Consider the following 16,157-nt stretch of genomic DNA (forward strand, 5'->3'; position numbering starts at 1 on the left):
AGAGGGGTTATTTTTTGATAATGAGGAAAAGAATTTTGTTAATCTTGTCACACTCTCGACAAGCATCATTTTATGGAGAAATTAACAATAAATAAGCGATAATATCCCGAATTACGTCATTGCGCTGTATTTCGGGATATTCATTGAATATGTCTTTTATTGAGGATTAAAAATTAGCGAATAACTTTGCTTACGATTTCAATCGCTTCTTTTTCTATTTGACGTAAGTGCTCTTCACCACGGAAACTTTCACAATAAATTTTATAGGCTTCTTCCGTGCCTGATGGCCTTGCTGCAAACCAGCCATAATCCGTCATGATTTTTAAACCGCCGATTGGTGCATTGTTACCTGGCGCAGCGGTTAAACGCTGTGTAATTTTATCTCCCGCCAATGTATCTGCTGCAACCATTTCAGGTGATAATTTACTTAGCTTTACTTTTTCTTCGTGAGTGGCTTTCGCTTGGATACGGTTATAAATCGGCGCGCCGAATTTCTTAGCGAGATTATTATAACGTTGTTGAGGATTTTCACCTGTAACAGCCGTAATTTCAGCTGCGAGTAGGCAAAGAATGATACCGTCTTTATCCGTTGACCACGGTGTGCCATCAAATTTTAAGAACGATGCTCCAGCGCTTTCTTCGCCACCAAAACCTAATTTACCGCTAAATAAGCCATCAACAAACCATTTGAACCCTACAGGTACTTCGACTAGTTCACGACCGATGTCATTAACCACACGGTCAATCATGGCGCTCGAGACCAATGTTTTTCCGACCGCAACATCTTTACCCCATTGAGGACGATGTTGAAATAAATAATCAATAGCAACAGCAAGATAGTGATTTGGATTCATTAAACCATCTGGCGTGACGATGCCATGACGGTCGTAATCTGGGTCATTGGCAAACGCAAGATCAAATTTTTCTTTCATCCCAAGCAAACCCGCCATCGCCCAACTGGATGAGCAATCCATGCGAATAACACCATCATGGTCAAGTGGCATAAAGCGGAAAGTTTGGTCGAGTTGGTCGTTTACGATTTCAATATCGAGTTGATAATATTCTGCAATTTTTTTCCAATATTCAATACCGGAGCCGCCTAGAGGGTCAACACCAATTTTTAAACCTGACTTAGCAATTGCTTGCATATCAACAACATCACCCAATGCACAGACATAAGGCATGATTAAGTCTTGCTGGGTCACATATTCGCTTGTCATTGCTGTATCAAAACTGACTCGTTTTACACCTTCGAGGTTATTGGCTAGCAATTGGTTGGCATTTTTCTCAATCACAGAGGTTAAATCGGTATCAGCCGGCCCGCCATTTGCTGGGTTGTATTTAATACCGCCATCTTCAGGTGGGTTATGTGATGGTGTAATCACAATGCCATCTGCAATATCTTGGTGTGATTGGTTATAACTTAAGATAGCGTGAGAGATAGCTGGAGTTGGAGTAAACCCATTATTCTCCTGAACAATAACATGAACCTGATTTGCCGCTAACACTTCAACCACAGTCATAAATGCCGCTTCTGATAACGCATGGGTGTCTTTGCCCACAAAGCAAGGGCCTGTTACGCCTTGCTTTTTGCGTAAATCAGCAATTGCTTGTGCAATGGCTAGTATATGGTTTTCATTAAAGTTTTTACGCAATGAGCTACCGCGATGCCCTGATGTTCCAAACTTAACAGCCTGAGATGCATTTCCAGGTTGTGGTTGCTGCGTATAATATTGAGCGGTTAATTGAGCGACATTGATCAAGTCACTTTGAAACGGAAGCTGCCCTGCACGTTCATGTATTGTCACTTGTTTTCTCCCAAAGCACTGATGCTTTGTTATCAACACCAGTGGCCTGTCAGTTTTTAAATAGTATTACAAACTTTTTCAATCACATTGGCTGGAAATTGCATTTCCTGCATGATTGCATCAACCATACTACGCTTACGATTAGTATTCGTATTTGTGATCACCCAATAGGGTGTTCCTGGTATATGACGCGGCTTAGATTGCTTGCCAGCTGCAAGTAATGTTTGCTCATCACCAGCAAAATAAATACGAGTTCGGCCATGCATTAACTCTGTTGCACTCGCAAAACGATTTGAATCTAAACTATATAAGGTAGATAAAATCAACATAAAGCGGTCAATCGCTTTACTTTTTTCTGCATAAGCGTCAGATAACAGAAGCTCTCTAATGACTCTAACAGGATTTAATGCAACAGCGGGTGTACTCATCGCAGGTTCAGCCTTAATGACGGCATGTTCCTGACTAATTTCTTTTGCTTGTACTGGCTGCCCGGATTTGAAATTTAACATACGGCGCAAAATATCCGATGCACTTTCACCGATATGCTGTGTATGGCTCGCAATATAGCGGTAAAGCTCTTCATCAACTTCTATCGTTTTCATTTTTTCCCAGTACTTATTTAACTAAAATTTGCGGTGTGATTATAAGACAGATTTAAAAAAAACAAAACAATTAAAATTTCAATAACTTAAAGTAAACACTTTTCTAAGTTCAAAGATAATTCAGTGGGTTATCATGCCATTAATTTCAATATTTTACTTCCGTGAGCGAATTCAATTTTCTGAAATTTATTGGCTATAAACCTCCTAGTTATCGACTATTAACTTACCTCAGCCAAGATAGCCGTTTATTCGACCATTTGGATTTTACTCAGAGCCGTGACATGATAAGACCACATGTACCACTGACGAATTGATCAAATAAATATGACTGTGTTACTTAACCATACTATCCATAAACCTGAAAATCCAATCTCAAATAGCCCTATAGTACTCATACATGGGTTATTTGGTGACCTCAATAACTTAGGTGTTTTAGGTCGTAATTTACAACAATATTTCGATACGATTCAAATTGATGTTCGTAATCACGGTGACTCATTCCGTGATGAGCAAATGAGTTACCAGCAAATGGCCCAAGATGTTATTACATTAATAAAATCTTTAGGGTACGAAAATGCTATTTTAATTGGTCACTCAATGGGTGGCAAAATAGCCATGGCTGCAACTGCAATCGCCCCTAATTTTATTGATAGCATCGTTGCTATTGATATGGCGCCAGTCGCTTACCAAGTCCGTCGTCATGATAAAATATTTGCGGCTCTTGATGCCGTCACGGAAAAAAATGCGAAAACTCGCCAAGAAGCTACCGTGATTATGCGTGATTACATTAACGAAGATGGCGTTATCCAATTTCTGCTTAAATCTTTTAAACAAGGTGAATGGAAATTTAATTTGCCTGCCCTCAAAGCGAATTATGAACATATTATTGGTTGGGAAACCGTACCCGCTTGGAATAAACCCGTATTGTTAATCCCCGGAGGAAACTCCCCTTATGTGCAAGCGGAATATAAAGAGCAAATAGCGCAACAATTTCCACAAGCCAAAGCATGGGTTGTCGCCGATACGGGCCACTGGGTTCATGCAGAAAAACCAGACCATGTATTAAGAGCTATCCATCGCTTTTTATCTATTCCTGATCCTGAATAATTAATCATATTTAAATATAGATATTGGAAAGACATGTATCTTTTCAATATCTTTAAATATATTTGTAGTTAAATATAATTACTTTATTAATTACACAATAAGACTAACTTCAATACACAGCGAATTATAAACCCTGTATTATCCAAATTCTACTCTACCTTATTACTATCTAGTGCATATTTTATTAATGCAAGTTTGGATTTAAAAATTCAAATAACTTAAGGAATTTATTAATATAGAAAATGGATAGTCTAAAATCAAAATCAACATTATATTTCATTAGTGTCATTGCTAAGTTATCAGGGCAAGTAAATCCTAAAGAACTAGAACAAACACTCAATCAATCTATTGGTTATAATGAAAAAATTAACATTATTAAATCGAAACACAACATTCGCTGTAGGAATAAATATCAGAAAGATAAAAATATAGCTAAAATCGTTTGCCCAGCAATTTTATATAATACCAAAGGCGAAGCTTTTCTATTAGCTAACCGCAATCAAGAACAAGTTCTCATTCAGCAATTTGGGAATAAACCGCCAGAGATATGGAGCATTGACGAGCTAAACCAACAATGGAGTGGCCATTGGTTACAGGTAAGCCTTAAACAAGGGCAATTTGACATCACTTGGTTCCAAGCTGAATTTATGAAATACAAATCCATTATTTTGTGGGTTTTATTTTTTTCATTTATATTGCAAATCCTCGCATTAGTCTCCCCTATTGTTATGCAAGTGATTATGGATAAGGTGCTCGTTCATAATAGCTTAGTCACCTTGGACGTTTTAATCTTTGGGTTAATGGTTGCTGCACTAATAGAAGTAACGTTAAAAGGGTTACGTGAATATATTTATCATCATACAGTTAACCGTATTGATATGACACTCGGCTTAAAGCTAGTTAATCATTTATTGAAATTGCCTATTCCCTTTTTTAAAAGTAGGCAAATAGGCGCGATTGTCACTCGCGTAAAAGAGCTCGAAACTATTCGCGAATTTTTAACCAGTAGTTTTTTCACGCTATGTGTTGATGTGTTGTTTTTATTTGTATTCATTTTCGTTATGAATTTAATATCCACAACACTCACAATAATATTTTTGTGCTCTATTCCTTTTTATCTTTTATTGGCTTGGTGGCTAACGCCTAAAATCGAGTCTGCCGCACAGCAACAGTTTACTAATATCGCCATTAATACCTCTTTTTTGACCGAAAGTATTAATGGGATAGAAACCGCCAAAAGTTTATCCGTCGAACCGAATTTTACGCGTCGCTGGGATGGTCAAACCTCAGATATGAGCCAAACTAACTTTGTAGCAGGACAAATTAGCTCCCGTTCCGAGCATCTCGTAATGGCTATCGAAAAAATTACCAGTGCGATTGTATTGTGGGTTGGTGCCTCTGAAGTTCTAGCATTGCAGATGACAATTGGCCAACTTATTGCTTTTTATATGATGGTTAACCATGCTAACCAGCCTCTCATCAAACTGACCAAGCTATGGGGAGACTATATTCGCACGAGCGTCGCTATCGAAAAACTTTCCCAGATTATCAACTTACCCATCGAACAATCTCAGCAAGAAAATAAATTACCTCTTCAAGGGCATTTAAACCTAAAAAATATCTCGTTCCGCTACCAACCGAACATGCCGTTTGTTCTAAAAAACTTTAATTTAAATATTGCAGCGGGAGAAACCATTGGCATTGTTGGCACATCAGGGTCAGGCAAGAGCACTCTTGCTAAATTATTACTACGGCTTTATACCCCTGAAAGTGGAACCATATTTGTGGATGGCACTCCCATATCCGCGATTAACTTACACTCTCTTCGTCAGCAAATTGGTATTGTGTTGCAAGAGAATTTCTTATTCAGCCAATCTGTTTTTCATAATATTGCTCAAACCTCACCTAATGCCTCCATGGATGAAGTGGTTCATGCTGCCAAAATGGCGGGAGCACATGAATTTATTTTGAAATTACCCAAAGGCTACGACACTGTTCTTGCTGAGGGGGGATCATCTCTTTCTGGCGGTCAACGCCAACGCATTGCAATTGCTAGAACGCTGCTTTCAAACCCTAGAGTAATTATTTTTGATGAGGCGACTAGCGCTTTAGACGACGAATCCCAAGCAGTTATTCAAGAAAATATGCAATTCATTGCCAAAGGAAGAACCGTCATCACAATTGCTCACCGCTTATCAACCATTCGCCATCACCAGCGGATTATTGTGATGCAACATGGTGAAATCATTGAGCAAGGTAGCCATCAGCAACTTATTGAACAAGGTAATTTTTATAAACACTTGTGGACTCTACAGCAGTCTCTGAAATCAGACATGGACGTAAAATGAAACATCGATTAGACAAAAACCGTTATAACAGCTTTTTGCCTTCACACTTGGCGATATTAAAAACTCCCCCATCTTACTTGGCACTTTACGTCGCTATTTCTATTAGTGTGGGTATTTTTCTTGCTGTGACTTGGTCGTTTTTTGGTAAGTTGGATATTCAAGCCACCACGCAGGGTAAACTTATTGTTTCAGGGCGAACACAATTAATTCAAGCGTTTGAATTAAGCCGTTTAGAACATATTCATGTTACTGATGGGCAAACAGTAAAACAAGGCGATCCTTTAATTACCGTCAATGTGTTAGGTGTTGACCAAGATATTCTAAGTTTAAATTATCAACACAACTTCCATTTGGCCGAAATAGTAATTTATCAAGCATTGATTTCACAACAGCCTATTGAGCAGTTACCTCTATTTAATCAATTAACTGAACTAGAGCAAAACAACACGCGGGCTAGCTATCAAACACAAAAATTAGAATTTGATTCATTAATGAATGAACTTAATAATGAAATTCAATTGAATACCGTCAATCAACAAGCCCGAAAAGATGAATTACTTACCATCAACTCCCTTATTGTCAATATCAAAAAACGCCTCGATGCACACCATTCGTTAACTGAAAAACAGTTAATCAGTCAAAAGGAATTTTTAGAACAAGAGCGAGAGCTATTAATCGCTAAAAAAGAAAAAGTGACCAAATTATCTGAGCTTTCAATTCTGAAAAGCCAGCACCATGCCTTAAATGAAAAAATAGACCGGATAAAAGCCCAAAAAAACCAAGAGTGGGATGAGAAATACAAACAAGCTGACTTTAAACGAGCTTCTCTTGAGCAAGAACTATTAAAAAATAAAGAAAGAAATCAATTAGAAATTATACGAGCCCCCGTTGATGGCACTATTCAACAGCTTGCTACACACACTTTAGGAGCTGTATTGCAACCCGCACAGCAACTAATGGCTGTTGTTCCTAACAATAATGTTCAATTAGCTGAAATTAAAATCTTGAACAAAGACATTGGGTTCATCCATGAAGGGTTGAGAGCAGAGGTGAAAATAGATGCGTTCCCTTACACACGTTATGGCACGATTGAAGGTGAAGTGATTTCCATATCGCGCGACAGTACTCACGATGAAAAGCTTGGATTAGTGTTCTTAGGGCAAATTGGTCTTAACCAAAAAGAACTATCCGTTGATGGTGAATCTATTGAACTGACTCCCGGTTTATCCATTGTGGCAGAAATAAAAACGGATAAACGCCGTATTATTGACTACTTGCTTAGCCCTATTAATGAATACACCTCAAACGCGATGAGAGAAAAATAATCGATGGAACAGTTTAATAATCATGGCTTGGATGCCTTAGTTTGGGTGGCTAAATATTACCAAAACAATGTTTCATCAGATCAACTCAGGCACGCAATTGGTATGCAAACTTTATCTCCTACAGAGTGGGAAATTAGAGAGTGTGCACATACATTGGGGTATGAAACCGAGCTTATTACTGCACGATACACACAATTAATAACGCTACCTTTACCCGCTTTAATCTATATAGATGGTTTTTGGCAAGTTATTAGCCAAGAAAATGAATTAATTCTCATTAACCCTACTAATGAGGAACGAAAACCTATTCATAACTCTATTGGACATCAAGAAACTGAATATGATGTATTACTCATTAAGGAGCAATTAGAGCCAGAGCAAAAAAAGGCCTTTGGCTTTAGCTGGTTTATTCCCTCTGTTTTGCGACAACATGTTAAATTACGAAATATTTTTATTCTCTCTGCCATTATTCAGCTTTTCGCCTTAATTAGCCCGCTGTTGTTTCAGAATTTAATCGACAAAGTGTTAGTTGGTCGCAGTCTCTCAAATTTACATGTCATTGCATTAGCGATTTTTGCCATTGCTGTTGCAGAACCGATATATGGTTTTATTCGTAATAAAATTTTTAGTCATAGTAGTAGCCAGATCAGTGCTGAGTTGTCAGGGAAAATTTATCGCCACTTAATGGCCTTACCGTTAAATTATTTTAAGTTAAGGCCAACAGGGAAAATTATTGCCAGAATCCGTGAATTAGCCCATATAAGGCAATTTTTAACGGGCTCAACACTGATGCTGTTTATTGATTTTATCTTTGTCATCCTTTTTGTCGCAGTTTTATTTTCCTACAGTAGTTTGATGGCTTGGATTTTATTGGGCTCAATGGGGGTATTTTTTGTTTTATGGATGATACTCGGCCCCATTATTCGCCAGCAAACTGAAAAATCTTATCAAGCGGATGAAAATGGTCTCACTTTTCTCACCGAAAGTATTACTGGGATTGAAACCATCAAAACAACCGCAACAGAAAAATACTTTAATCAACGTTGGAAAAAAATATTTAGCAAACAGCTAACTCAAAGCTTTAAAGTATCAATGCGCAGTGAAGTAGCCTCTCAATTAATGACATTTGTGAGCAAAATAACGACTGCGATCCTTTTGTGGGTCGGTGTCAAAGAGGTATTAAATGGTGGAATTTCTCCTGGCGAATTAGTGGCATTTAATATGCTAAGTGCGCATGTTACGCAGCCCGTATTGCGGTTTGCCCAGGTTTGGCAAGATTTCCAACATACCATTATTTCATTACGCCGAGTGGGAGATATTCTTGATGAACCGGTAGAAAATGAACGTAAAGGGATTGCAAATACATCAAATATTCACGGAAAAATAGAGTTTCAAAATATCCGTTTTCGCTATCAACCTGATACACCTGAAGTTCTCAATAATTTATCCTTAATGGTTAATGCAGGTGAATTTATTGGTATTACTGGCCCCTCAGGTTCAGGAAAAAGTACCTTAACGAAATTATTACAGCGGCTTTATGTCCCACAACATGGGCAAGTTATTGTTGATGGCATGGATTTAGCTGTCGCAGATACCGTATCATTACGCCGAAAAATGAGCGTCGTATTACAAGAAAGTACCTTATTCGTTGGTTCTATCGCAGATAATATCCGTTTGAGTCATCCACAAGCGACTGACGAGCAGGTGATTCACGCAGCAAAATTAGCGGGAGCTTATGAATTTATCATGACATTGACTGATAATTTTAATTATCCCTTATCAGAAAAAGGCTCCAATCTTTCAGGTGGTCAACGTCAAAGGATTGCACTTGCGCGTGCATTACTCACCGAACCCGATATCTTAATTCTCGATGAGGCCACTTCTGCACTCGATTACGAGTCACCGGATGTGCAAATATTGATTAACGATTTATCGCTAGCAAAGCCGCACTACAAGCCAGCCAGCATTTTTGCGATTTGCTTATTTTTGTCTATTTTTATCCATTCATATCATTTTTGTGACACGTTTTTGTCACAATCACCTCTTTATTTGTTTTCAATATAAAACCGACTAATATTGATATCTCTCTACTAAGTGCTCACATATCATACGACCTCATAATCGGAGGTTACATGAACAACAATCAGCTACTTTTACTTGCACTAAACTGTATCAACGAAAATAGAGAGCCATCTCACACTGAACTGTCAAAGATTTACGTTTTTTATAGAACTGAAGTAGATTGCAAAGGCATTTCAATTAACGAGTTTATGCTTAATCAGAATTGGCAACTCGCTGATGAACAAAAGATTCAAAAAGTGATAAGATTTATTGAAACGTATCTTCATCTGTCATCGGAAAAGGCTAAAGATAGAAAGCATGTCGAATAAAACTATTGGTGAATTTATTAAGCAATTGCGCTTATCAAAAAATATATCAACTTCAGAAATTGCAAAGAATCTCACGATTTCCGAAGCTGAATATATAAAGTGTGAAAATGGCGAGATATCTATCTACGTAGATGATTTAAAGAGTATCGCTGGTATGTTATCAGTGAAAGAATCAACCTTGATAGAAAAATACATTGATTAGGCCAAATTGCTTGGCCTTTTGCTTCCCCTCTCATTTTTGTGTCACAGTTTCGGCACAGCTCGTCACTGTGATTTCCCCCTCCATGCTATACTCGTTTCATTATCCCCTCGCAGAATACCATCATGCACAATCTCTCAGAACTATAGAAAGAAGATAAAGACAAAGTGAATGTCGATTTAGCTGCTTCCGGTGTCGCATATAAAGAAAGACTCGGCAAGCCAGTTATCGATGTTGAAGTCGAGCGACAGCACCCCGAGCACCTGCGCGAGTATTTTCGTGAGCGTTTAGTTTATTACAGGGAATTGAGCAAGCGATTTCCGCAGGGGTATGAGTACAACAAAGAGAGTTAAGGTTTTTGTGGCCAGTCAATATCTGGTGCTAGTGAAGCATCAACACGGTTTAACAAAACACGGTATGTTTTCCACGCTATTAATTTTGCTTTGTAACCGTCATCATCAAGACCGACTTCAATGGCATCCTGTAAATACGTGATAGTGGCATTCGCTTCCTCTAATCGCTGCGCCTTTTCCTGCTCGGCTTGTGCAACCAATACCGCTTTTTGAGCTTCAATATCTGTTACCCATTTTTTACCGTTCCACTTATCAAATTCTGTTTTCGGTTCTAAGAGAGTTAGCGTATCGGGTAAATCGCCAATGAAATCAATATCAATCGGTTGGCGTGTTTCAGTACTGTAAGCGGTTTTCCCTCTGTTATCTGTCAAGATTTCCCATTTGGAGCCATCTTCTCTACGCACCACGGCAAAACCGGCTTTTGTCGGTAGTTCTGGTGCATCAATATAAGCGCCAGCGGACACGCTTACATCAAAATAAATATTCTCCATGCTAGCGTTTAAATATTCGCGCGTTTGAGGATCTGCGATGTAGACTTTAATCCAACCCGCTTTTGTGGCTAAACCATTTTCGCCAATTTCGGCTTGTTCAATATCTAAATTATAATTTTTCATTATGCTGCTCTCACAATATATAAAAATGCAATGTTACGAGGACGGTTTTCGTTTGCAGTTCGCGCTTGATTTGATGCTTCAAATTTTGCCCTTGATACTGATGTTCCCGCATCACCTGCGGATGCGATTCGATTTGTCGTTGATTGAGTTGGAGTAAAAACACCATTAGCAATAGTGAACAGCCCGTTTTCTCCCCATCCGATTTCGCCAGTGATGTTCTGCATTGCGTCACTTTGTGCAGATAAGACAGTGCGACCACTATCAACATTTCTCCCTGCATCCAGACCACGAATAAATTCACTACGCAAATCGGGTAATTTTCCCGATGGGTAAGCCACGGCTAATAGCGGGTAAGTTGTTTTATTGAATGTTTGACCATTACAAACTAGAAAACCAGTTGGTGCAGTCGCTTGAGGCCAAGGAATAGGTGAACCAACAGGAAAATCACTTAATTCATTTGAAGTACCAGCTACTTTTAAACAGCCATTTCTGTCTATTGTTGTGTTTATTGTTGTGTAAAAATCTGCCCATTCTTTTGTGGTGTTGTTTTCTATATTACGAAAACCTACTCGACCATCATTAGTAAAGGCAAGCTGAACGCCGTAATTTCTATTTACATAACCAAAAACATTTAAAAAATGATGATTGGTTTTATGGTAGGTATCTGTTTGAGAAGCGGAATAAGCATACCCTATGGAATTTAAACGATAGTCTGATAATAATGAAATACCACCAAATACGGCGCCCGTATCCGACATCCAGCCGCCATCCCCCAAATGCATTAAAGTACCACTTTTTTCCTGTAGTGTATGAGTGTAATACATTTGATTATCTGTCGATGAGACAATACCCGTTTTCCCGCCACGCGTTTCTAACTTAACGATATAGCCGTTATATTTTGAAGCGACATCACCTTCGACTGTCACATTCCCTGAAATGCTCCCACCTGTTTTATTAAATTTCTTATCAAGCCCGTTAGTTAATGCTACATTGGTTGCATAGTCACCCGCAGGGGCGTAATTTCCTTTAGGTTGATATCTGCCGTCTGATTCAATTTTTGTATAACTATCTCCCTTAATTGCGTAACTTCCTGAGGGTTGCTTACCCGCGATTTGCTGTAACATGTCATCAGTACTGATTAGTTTCCACGCAGCATTGACTTGCGTTTGTGTCGCAGTATTAAAGTTAACTTTGTTGTTATCGATTGAGCTTTGATACTCTTTCTTCTCGTCATCGGACTGTAATATCGCCCCCTTCGGATATCCACCAATGGACTCAGCGTACTCTGGAGAAAATTTAAAGCGACCACCTTGAGATTGGTAAACAATGTTCTCTGAAATCTGGTTGAGAATGCCGTTAAAGTCCTGACCTTTTGGTGGCAAACCTCCCGCAGCTACAGGCAGCATGGTAATTTGACCGAAACCCTGATCCCACGTTGCTTGGTTTGAATCCATGCTAGTTTCATAGTTTTCAGGGATAACGTTTTTCTGCCCGTTCTTAGCGAAAGGCTTTACTATTAATTTTGGATTTTTCATTTCGTACCTATTTTATGAAAGGTGCTTGATTGAAAGGTTGGAATCCAGTTTTATAAAAACCGAAATATTCACTCACTGGCAGCTCTGTGATACTCACTTCAACGCCGCAAGGTTTTGGTAATATGTTATGGTTAAAGATTAAATTCTTTTCAAACTCGGATAGACGATACTCAAATACATACCTCGCCTTCATATGCCCTGTTATCAGGTAATACGCTCTTCCTCTAGTGAATGAATCATTTAGAAAGGCGTTAATATTGGGAGCAGTAGCATAGATAATGTTTGCATAAGCTTTCATGATAATGACTTCTCTAAACGATTCATCAGACATCATATAAGCGCTTTCGCTACCATCGCCGCTATAAAATGGCGCTTGGTCAAATGGAAGGTATTTTTCCGTACCATCAAAGCCGAAGTAATCTTGATCGGGATCGGGAATGGATATGCCCCTATCAATTCCAACTATCCTCCCCCAAATATCCAGACCGAACCCCTGCGCTGTATGCACATTAAAAACAAGGGAATAGAAGTCATCTATATTATTCGATAGATCTATTGATTCGTTTGCTGATTTAAGGATAGAGGTGATAATTGGGGAGTTTGCATACTGACTCATTAGGGTTGGGTTAATGCTATCCATCACGTCATCCTTATGTCATCTGGAGATAAGACAGGAAACTCGTCTATCCCAAAATCAATATAATTCCCTAAATCGCCGCCTTTCCTTCCTATTTGAATAGATATCAATCTGTTTCTAGTTGACTGAGCAACAGAGCAGATATAATCACTAGCAATCAGCCGCTTAGCTATCCTCCCCTTGCCTATCCCTGTGTTGAATTCATTGATGATTGCGTTTTTAATTGCTTCTTTATCCTGCAGTGTCAGCAAATCTTTATTCTCAAATTTCACATTAAATTCAACGGGGATGTGGGTTGGTCGAATGAACTTAACGTCATAGGTCGGCGGCATGTATGGGAAGTTAACGGAGTCCTCATAAGTCACCGTGGTGTTACCAACAAATGCGCACCCGGTGCCAGCTTTAATTAAAATCTGTTTGGCAATCTCATTATCATCACCTCCCACAACCGATACTGCGATTGAGTTTCTAATCAGTGAATAGTTGGTTTTACCTACCGTAATGGTCTTATCGCTAGGATTATCAATCACATAACAGTCGATAACGTCGTTAATATTGGAAACAGCTCCGTATGTGGCATCGTTTGTGTTCTTTGCATTCTTCGAGACAGATAATGACCTTCTAAGCTCAAACTCTTGTCGTGTTTCCGTATTTCGACCCGCTATCGCTGCCTTGGTATTTGTTACGCTATCAATACCGACAACATTCAGAACAATACGATTAATTGTATTTGGCTGAGCGTAAATCATGCCATCAACATCACAGGTTGCTTCGACGACAGCTAGCCCATTGCTCATAATGAAAACATCCCTCGATGTTGACCATGTATTGCCATTGTCATCTTGGACTTTGAAGCCTGCTGGAACCGACACGCCAGATAGACCGTTAAAAGTTAACTCGGCTACTGATTTTGTGGCTTTCTTTCGCTGCAAAAAATAAATATAACCTATGGCGTTTTGCATTTGACCATCGGCATATCTCGGATCGAACTGATTAAACAACTCAACCAGCTGATTTCTTTCATCAGTAATGATGGCTGCAAGTGTCGTCACTAGCTGACCTTGTGGCGTGTCCATGTCTTCGTTTAGACCTTCCCCAAAGGTATCTCTCATCATCGACCATAACCCACTTATCACCTCTTGTGTCGTAGGTGTGATAATGCCGTTTGGCGTTATTTCTAGCTTGGGGATCATAATTCTATCACTCCTTCTCTGCCTTGCTTGTCAGTGAAAATCAACCTACCTCTGACTACCCTATCATTCGCGGTGCTTAATTCAGCTTTAGCCGACACCACACCATCCACTGACATTGCCGCATCTTCTAAATGTTGGCGATACAGAGATAATGAATACCTATTTTTACCCAGTATTTTCTCTAGGTAAGGGATGCCTTCATTTTGTGAGTAGTACATATCATGCATGAACACCTTGCATTTATTTGCCACTGACTGAGCGATAGCATACTGATCGGAAGCCATAGCAATATTTCCCGATACATCTAGGGTTAAGTCCCACGTATCAGGCAATAGAAACAGTGTTTTCATTGGTTATACCTGCTGATTTGGCTTATCTGTGTTTGCGTATTCACCGTTAGCTTTGTGCGTGTGACCGTTATAAGTAGCGCGCATATTCGCCATGGTTTGAGTGTTACCGCTGCCAGTGTTGTCGGTGATATCGCCATTCGATTTAATTGTTGATGTGGTTTCCACGGGAGCATCAAGGATTATCTTGGTGCCTTTCTGTCGAATAACACCCGTTGAGACAATATCAATTCCGCTTTCTAGGAAATGAATGTATTGGGATGGAGTACCATTGAGTATGCCCCCTATGTAAAGGCTATCTGCGATGTCATATTGCCGCTTAGTCGATGGTGGCGCGTCCTTCTTGGTTCGCTTTATTCGTGAGATATCTCGTGAAGCGACTAAGCAAATCCCAATATCACCAACCTTTGGATCAATAATTACTGCGTTTCCGCCGCCCTGATAGCGAAAATATGGGACGTTATAGATAGTGGCACTATCGAAGATATTCCCGCCGCCATCCACTTGAAGAACCATTGGTTTGACATCAATAAACCCAACCGGATTTACCCCGCCACCTTTAACCTTCACCACCCTGCAAACTGTTACAGTGCTAATTTTCCCAATCAGGCTATTAATAATGAACTCTTGTGTTCTGGCACCGCCCGCTAAGTCTTCAGGAGCATAAGGTAATACCGTTTCATTTTGCGACATGTACGTTTTTATCCTTCAGGTTTGAGCCGACTATTTCCATAAACCAGCGACCGGAGTCCATCTCAGTTTCTAATTGCGCTCGCATTCCATAGACTCGCCAATCCCCATTACACAATTCAATCTCACTGCCCTTCACGCGGACTAACGCGCCAAACTGAATAGATGGGTCATACAGGCATTTAAAAGTTGCGCCTATATTTGTTATTACTGGATAGCCAATAAGGCCAGTATCAGGCGATATGACCGCTATTTTTATGTTTCTTGGTACGCCTTTTGGTGCTATCGCCACGCTGTTATTACCAAGGTATAAATCAAGGTCGTTATTGACACATAGCCACCTGATTTTTTCTAAGTCAGATCCAGTTAGATAAGGGTTATCGACCATCGCATTGACGTTATTGGATTCAAACGAAAACCCGATACGTTTACATATGCCACTGATAATTTCAGAGACAGAGTGTGAACCCTCGTAGCTTTCGGCTGGTGTCGGTAATTTGCTCTCAAAAACCGCAGAGATAGCCTCAATAACAATTGAAACGTTCGGGGCTTCTGAGTATTCAGGTAAAGCCATGAATATCCCGCCGCTAAACACTTGAGCAAAATCACCCTCCGCGGCTTCAATGGTGATTAAAGTCCTCAGCGCCTTTACATTCTGCCACTTTGCAGTGATGAGTTTATTCATCGTCTCTTGAGGTAGACCGTAAACTCTTATTCGTGCATATGGAGCCGGAGAGCCATAGCCAAATGTCACATCTGCACTAATACGCAAACCGACGTCTGATAGCTTATTTTGGTTATCCGAAGTGAAAACTTCATCTTTACCGTTCAGTTTCAGCGTTAGTTTGATCCTCTTTCGATTAAATGCCATCAGCCCACACCAACTTATATCTAGCACCCAATCCAGTGTAAATCGGGTCTGTATTACCTTGTTGGTCTGCAAATATTAACCACTGACAGATGTACGTCATGTTTCGACATATCCGATTGCAAACCACGTATTCGTTAT

General features: G+C 39.5%; 16 protein-coding genes. 7 read left to right on the forward strand and 9 right to left on the reverse strand.

Annotated elements, in window-relative coordinates:
• Positions 1-173: 173 nt before the first annotated feature.
• Both pgm and seqA read right to left on the reverse strand, forming a co-directional pair.
• A complete protein-coding gene (gene pgm, locus FVA69_RS14190) occupies positions 174-1,808 on the reverse strand; it encodes a phosphoglucomutase (alpha-D-glucose-1,6-bisphosphate-dependent) (protein ID WP_109911043.1) in 1,635 nt (544 codons plus the stop codon).
• Positions 1,809-1,864: 56 nt separating this feature from the next.
• Positions 1,865-2,410: a replication initiation negative regulator SeqA gene (gene seqA / locus FVA69_RS14195; protein ID WP_109911042.1), complete on the reverse strand. Its 546-nt coding sequence runs from the start codon at positions 2,408-2,410 to the stop codon at positions 1,865-1,867.
• Positions 2,411-2,734: 324 nt separating this feature from the next.
• On the opposite strand from seqA, the gene ybfF reads away from it, so the two are divergent.
• The 7 genes from ybfF to FVA69_RS14230 all read left to right on the forward strand — a co-directional run bounded on the left by ybfF (position 2,735) and on the right by FVA69_RS14230 (position 10,132).
• Complete coding sequence (ybfF, locus tag FVA69_RS14200) at positions 2,735-3,517, forward strand: esterase (protein ID WP_109911041.1); 783 nt, start codon at positions 2,735-2,737, stop codon at positions 3,515-3,517.
• A 242-nt stretch (positions 3,518-3,759) separates the two neighbouring features.
• The gene (locus tag FVA69_RS14205; protein WP_164528986.1) at positions 3,760-5,865 is read left to right on the forward strand and encodes a peptidase domain-containing ABC transporter; all 2,106 of its coding nucleotides are present in this window, start codon (positions 3,760-3,762) and stop codon (positions 5,863-5,865) included.
• Positions 5,862-7,190 (forward strand): HlyD family type I secretion periplasmic adaptor subunit, encoded by a 1,329-nt coding sequence (locus tag FVA69_RS14210; RefSeq protein WP_164528987.1) that lies wholly within the window; start codon positions 5,862-5,864, stop codon positions 7,188-7,190. The genes FVA69_RS14205 and FVA69_RS14210 overlap by 4 nt, the downstream gene beginning before the upstream one ends.
• A gap of 3 nt (positions 7,191-7,193) precedes the next feature.
• The gene (locus FVA69_RS14215; RefSeq protein WP_238789248.1) at positions 7,194-9,254 is read left to right on the forward strand and encodes a type I secretion system permease/ATPase; all 2,061 of its coding nucleotides are present in this window, start codon (positions 7,194-7,196) and stop codon (positions 9,252-9,254) included.
• Positions 9,255-9,322: 68 nt separating this feature from the next.
• Positions 9,323-9,580, forward strand: coding sequence for a hypothetical protein (locus tag FVA69_RS14220; protein WP_117162086.1), 258 nt, complete (start codon positions 9,323-9,325; stop codon positions 9,578-9,580).
• Positions 9,570-9,782: a helix-turn-helix domain-containing protein gene (locus FVA69_RS14225; RefSeq protein ID WP_164528988.1), complete on the forward strand. Its 213-nt coding sequence runs from the start codon at positions 9,570-9,572 to the stop codon at positions 9,780-9,782. Before FVA69_RS14220 ends, FVA69_RS14225 begins: the two co-directional genes overlap by 11 nt.
• Positions 9,783-9,946: 164 nt before the next feature.
• A complete protein-coding gene (locus FVA69_RS14230) occupies positions 9,947-10,132 on the forward strand; it encodes a DNA polymerase III subunit theta (RefSeq protein ID WP_238789249.1) in 186 nt (61 codons plus the stop codon).
• Here FVA69_RS14230 and FVA69_RS14235 read toward each other — a convergent pair.
• From FVA69_RS14235 to FVA69_RS14265, 7 genes are read right to left on the reverse strand one after another with little or no spacing between them, the layout of a single operon-like run.
• Positions 10,129-10,746, reverse strand: coding sequence for a tail fiber assembly protein (locus FVA69_RS14235; protein WP_164528989.1), 618 nt, complete (start codon positions 10,744-10,746; stop codon positions 10,129-10,131). The genes FVA69_RS14230 and FVA69_RS14235 overlap by 4 nt on opposite strands.
• The gene (locus tag FVA69_RS21400) at positions 10,746-12,281 is read right to left on the reverse strand and encodes a phage tail protein (protein ID WP_238789250.1); all 1,536 of its coding nucleotides are present in this window, start codon (positions 12,279-12,281) and stop codon (positions 10,746-10,748) included. The genes FVA69_RS14235 and FVA69_RS21400 overlap by 1 nt, the downstream gene beginning before the upstream one ends.
• Before the next feature lie 7 nt (positions 12,282-12,288).
• Positions 12,289-12,921, reverse strand: coding sequence for a DUF2612 domain-containing protein (locus FVA69_RS14245; RefSeq protein WP_164528990.1), 633 nt, complete (start codon positions 12,919-12,921; stop codon positions 12,289-12,291).
• Positions 12,921-14,111: a baseplate J/gp47 family protein gene (locus FVA69_RS14250; RefSeq protein ID WP_164528991.1), complete on the reverse strand. Its 1,191-nt coding sequence runs from the start codon at positions 14,109-14,111 to the stop codon at positions 12,921-12,923. The genes FVA69_RS14245 and FVA69_RS14250 overlap by 1 nt, the downstream gene beginning before the upstream one ends.
• Positions 14,108-14,461 carry a hypothetical protein gene (locus tag FVA69_RS14255; RefSeq protein ID WP_164528992.1) on the reverse strand — a complete coding sequence of 118 codons (354 nt, stop codon included), beginning with the start codon at positions 14,459-14,461 and terminating at the stop codon, positions 14,108-14,110. The genes FVA69_RS14250 and FVA69_RS14255 overlap by 4 nt, the downstream gene beginning before the upstream one ends.
• 3 nt (positions 14,462-14,464) lie before the next feature.
• Complete coding sequence (locus FVA69_RS14260; RefSeq protein ID WP_164528993.1) at positions 14,465-15,151, reverse strand: Gp138 family membrane-puncturing spike protein; 687 nt, start codon at positions 15,149-15,151, stop codon at positions 14,465-14,467.
• Complete coding sequence (locus FVA69_RS14265; protein WP_164528994.1) at positions 15,138-16,019, reverse strand: baseplate hub protein; 882 nt, start codon at positions 16,017-16,019, stop codon at positions 15,138-15,140. The genes FVA69_RS14260 and FVA69_RS14265 overlap by 14 nt, the downstream gene beginning before the upstream one ends.
• Positions 16,020-16,157: the final 138 nt, after the last annotated feature.

The organism is Providencia sp. PROV004, from assembly GCF_011045615.1.
In the GTDB taxonomy this organism is placed as follows: domain Bacteria; phylum Pseudomonadota; class Gammaproteobacteria; order Enterobacterales; family Enterobacteriaceae; genus Providencia; species Providencia rettgeri.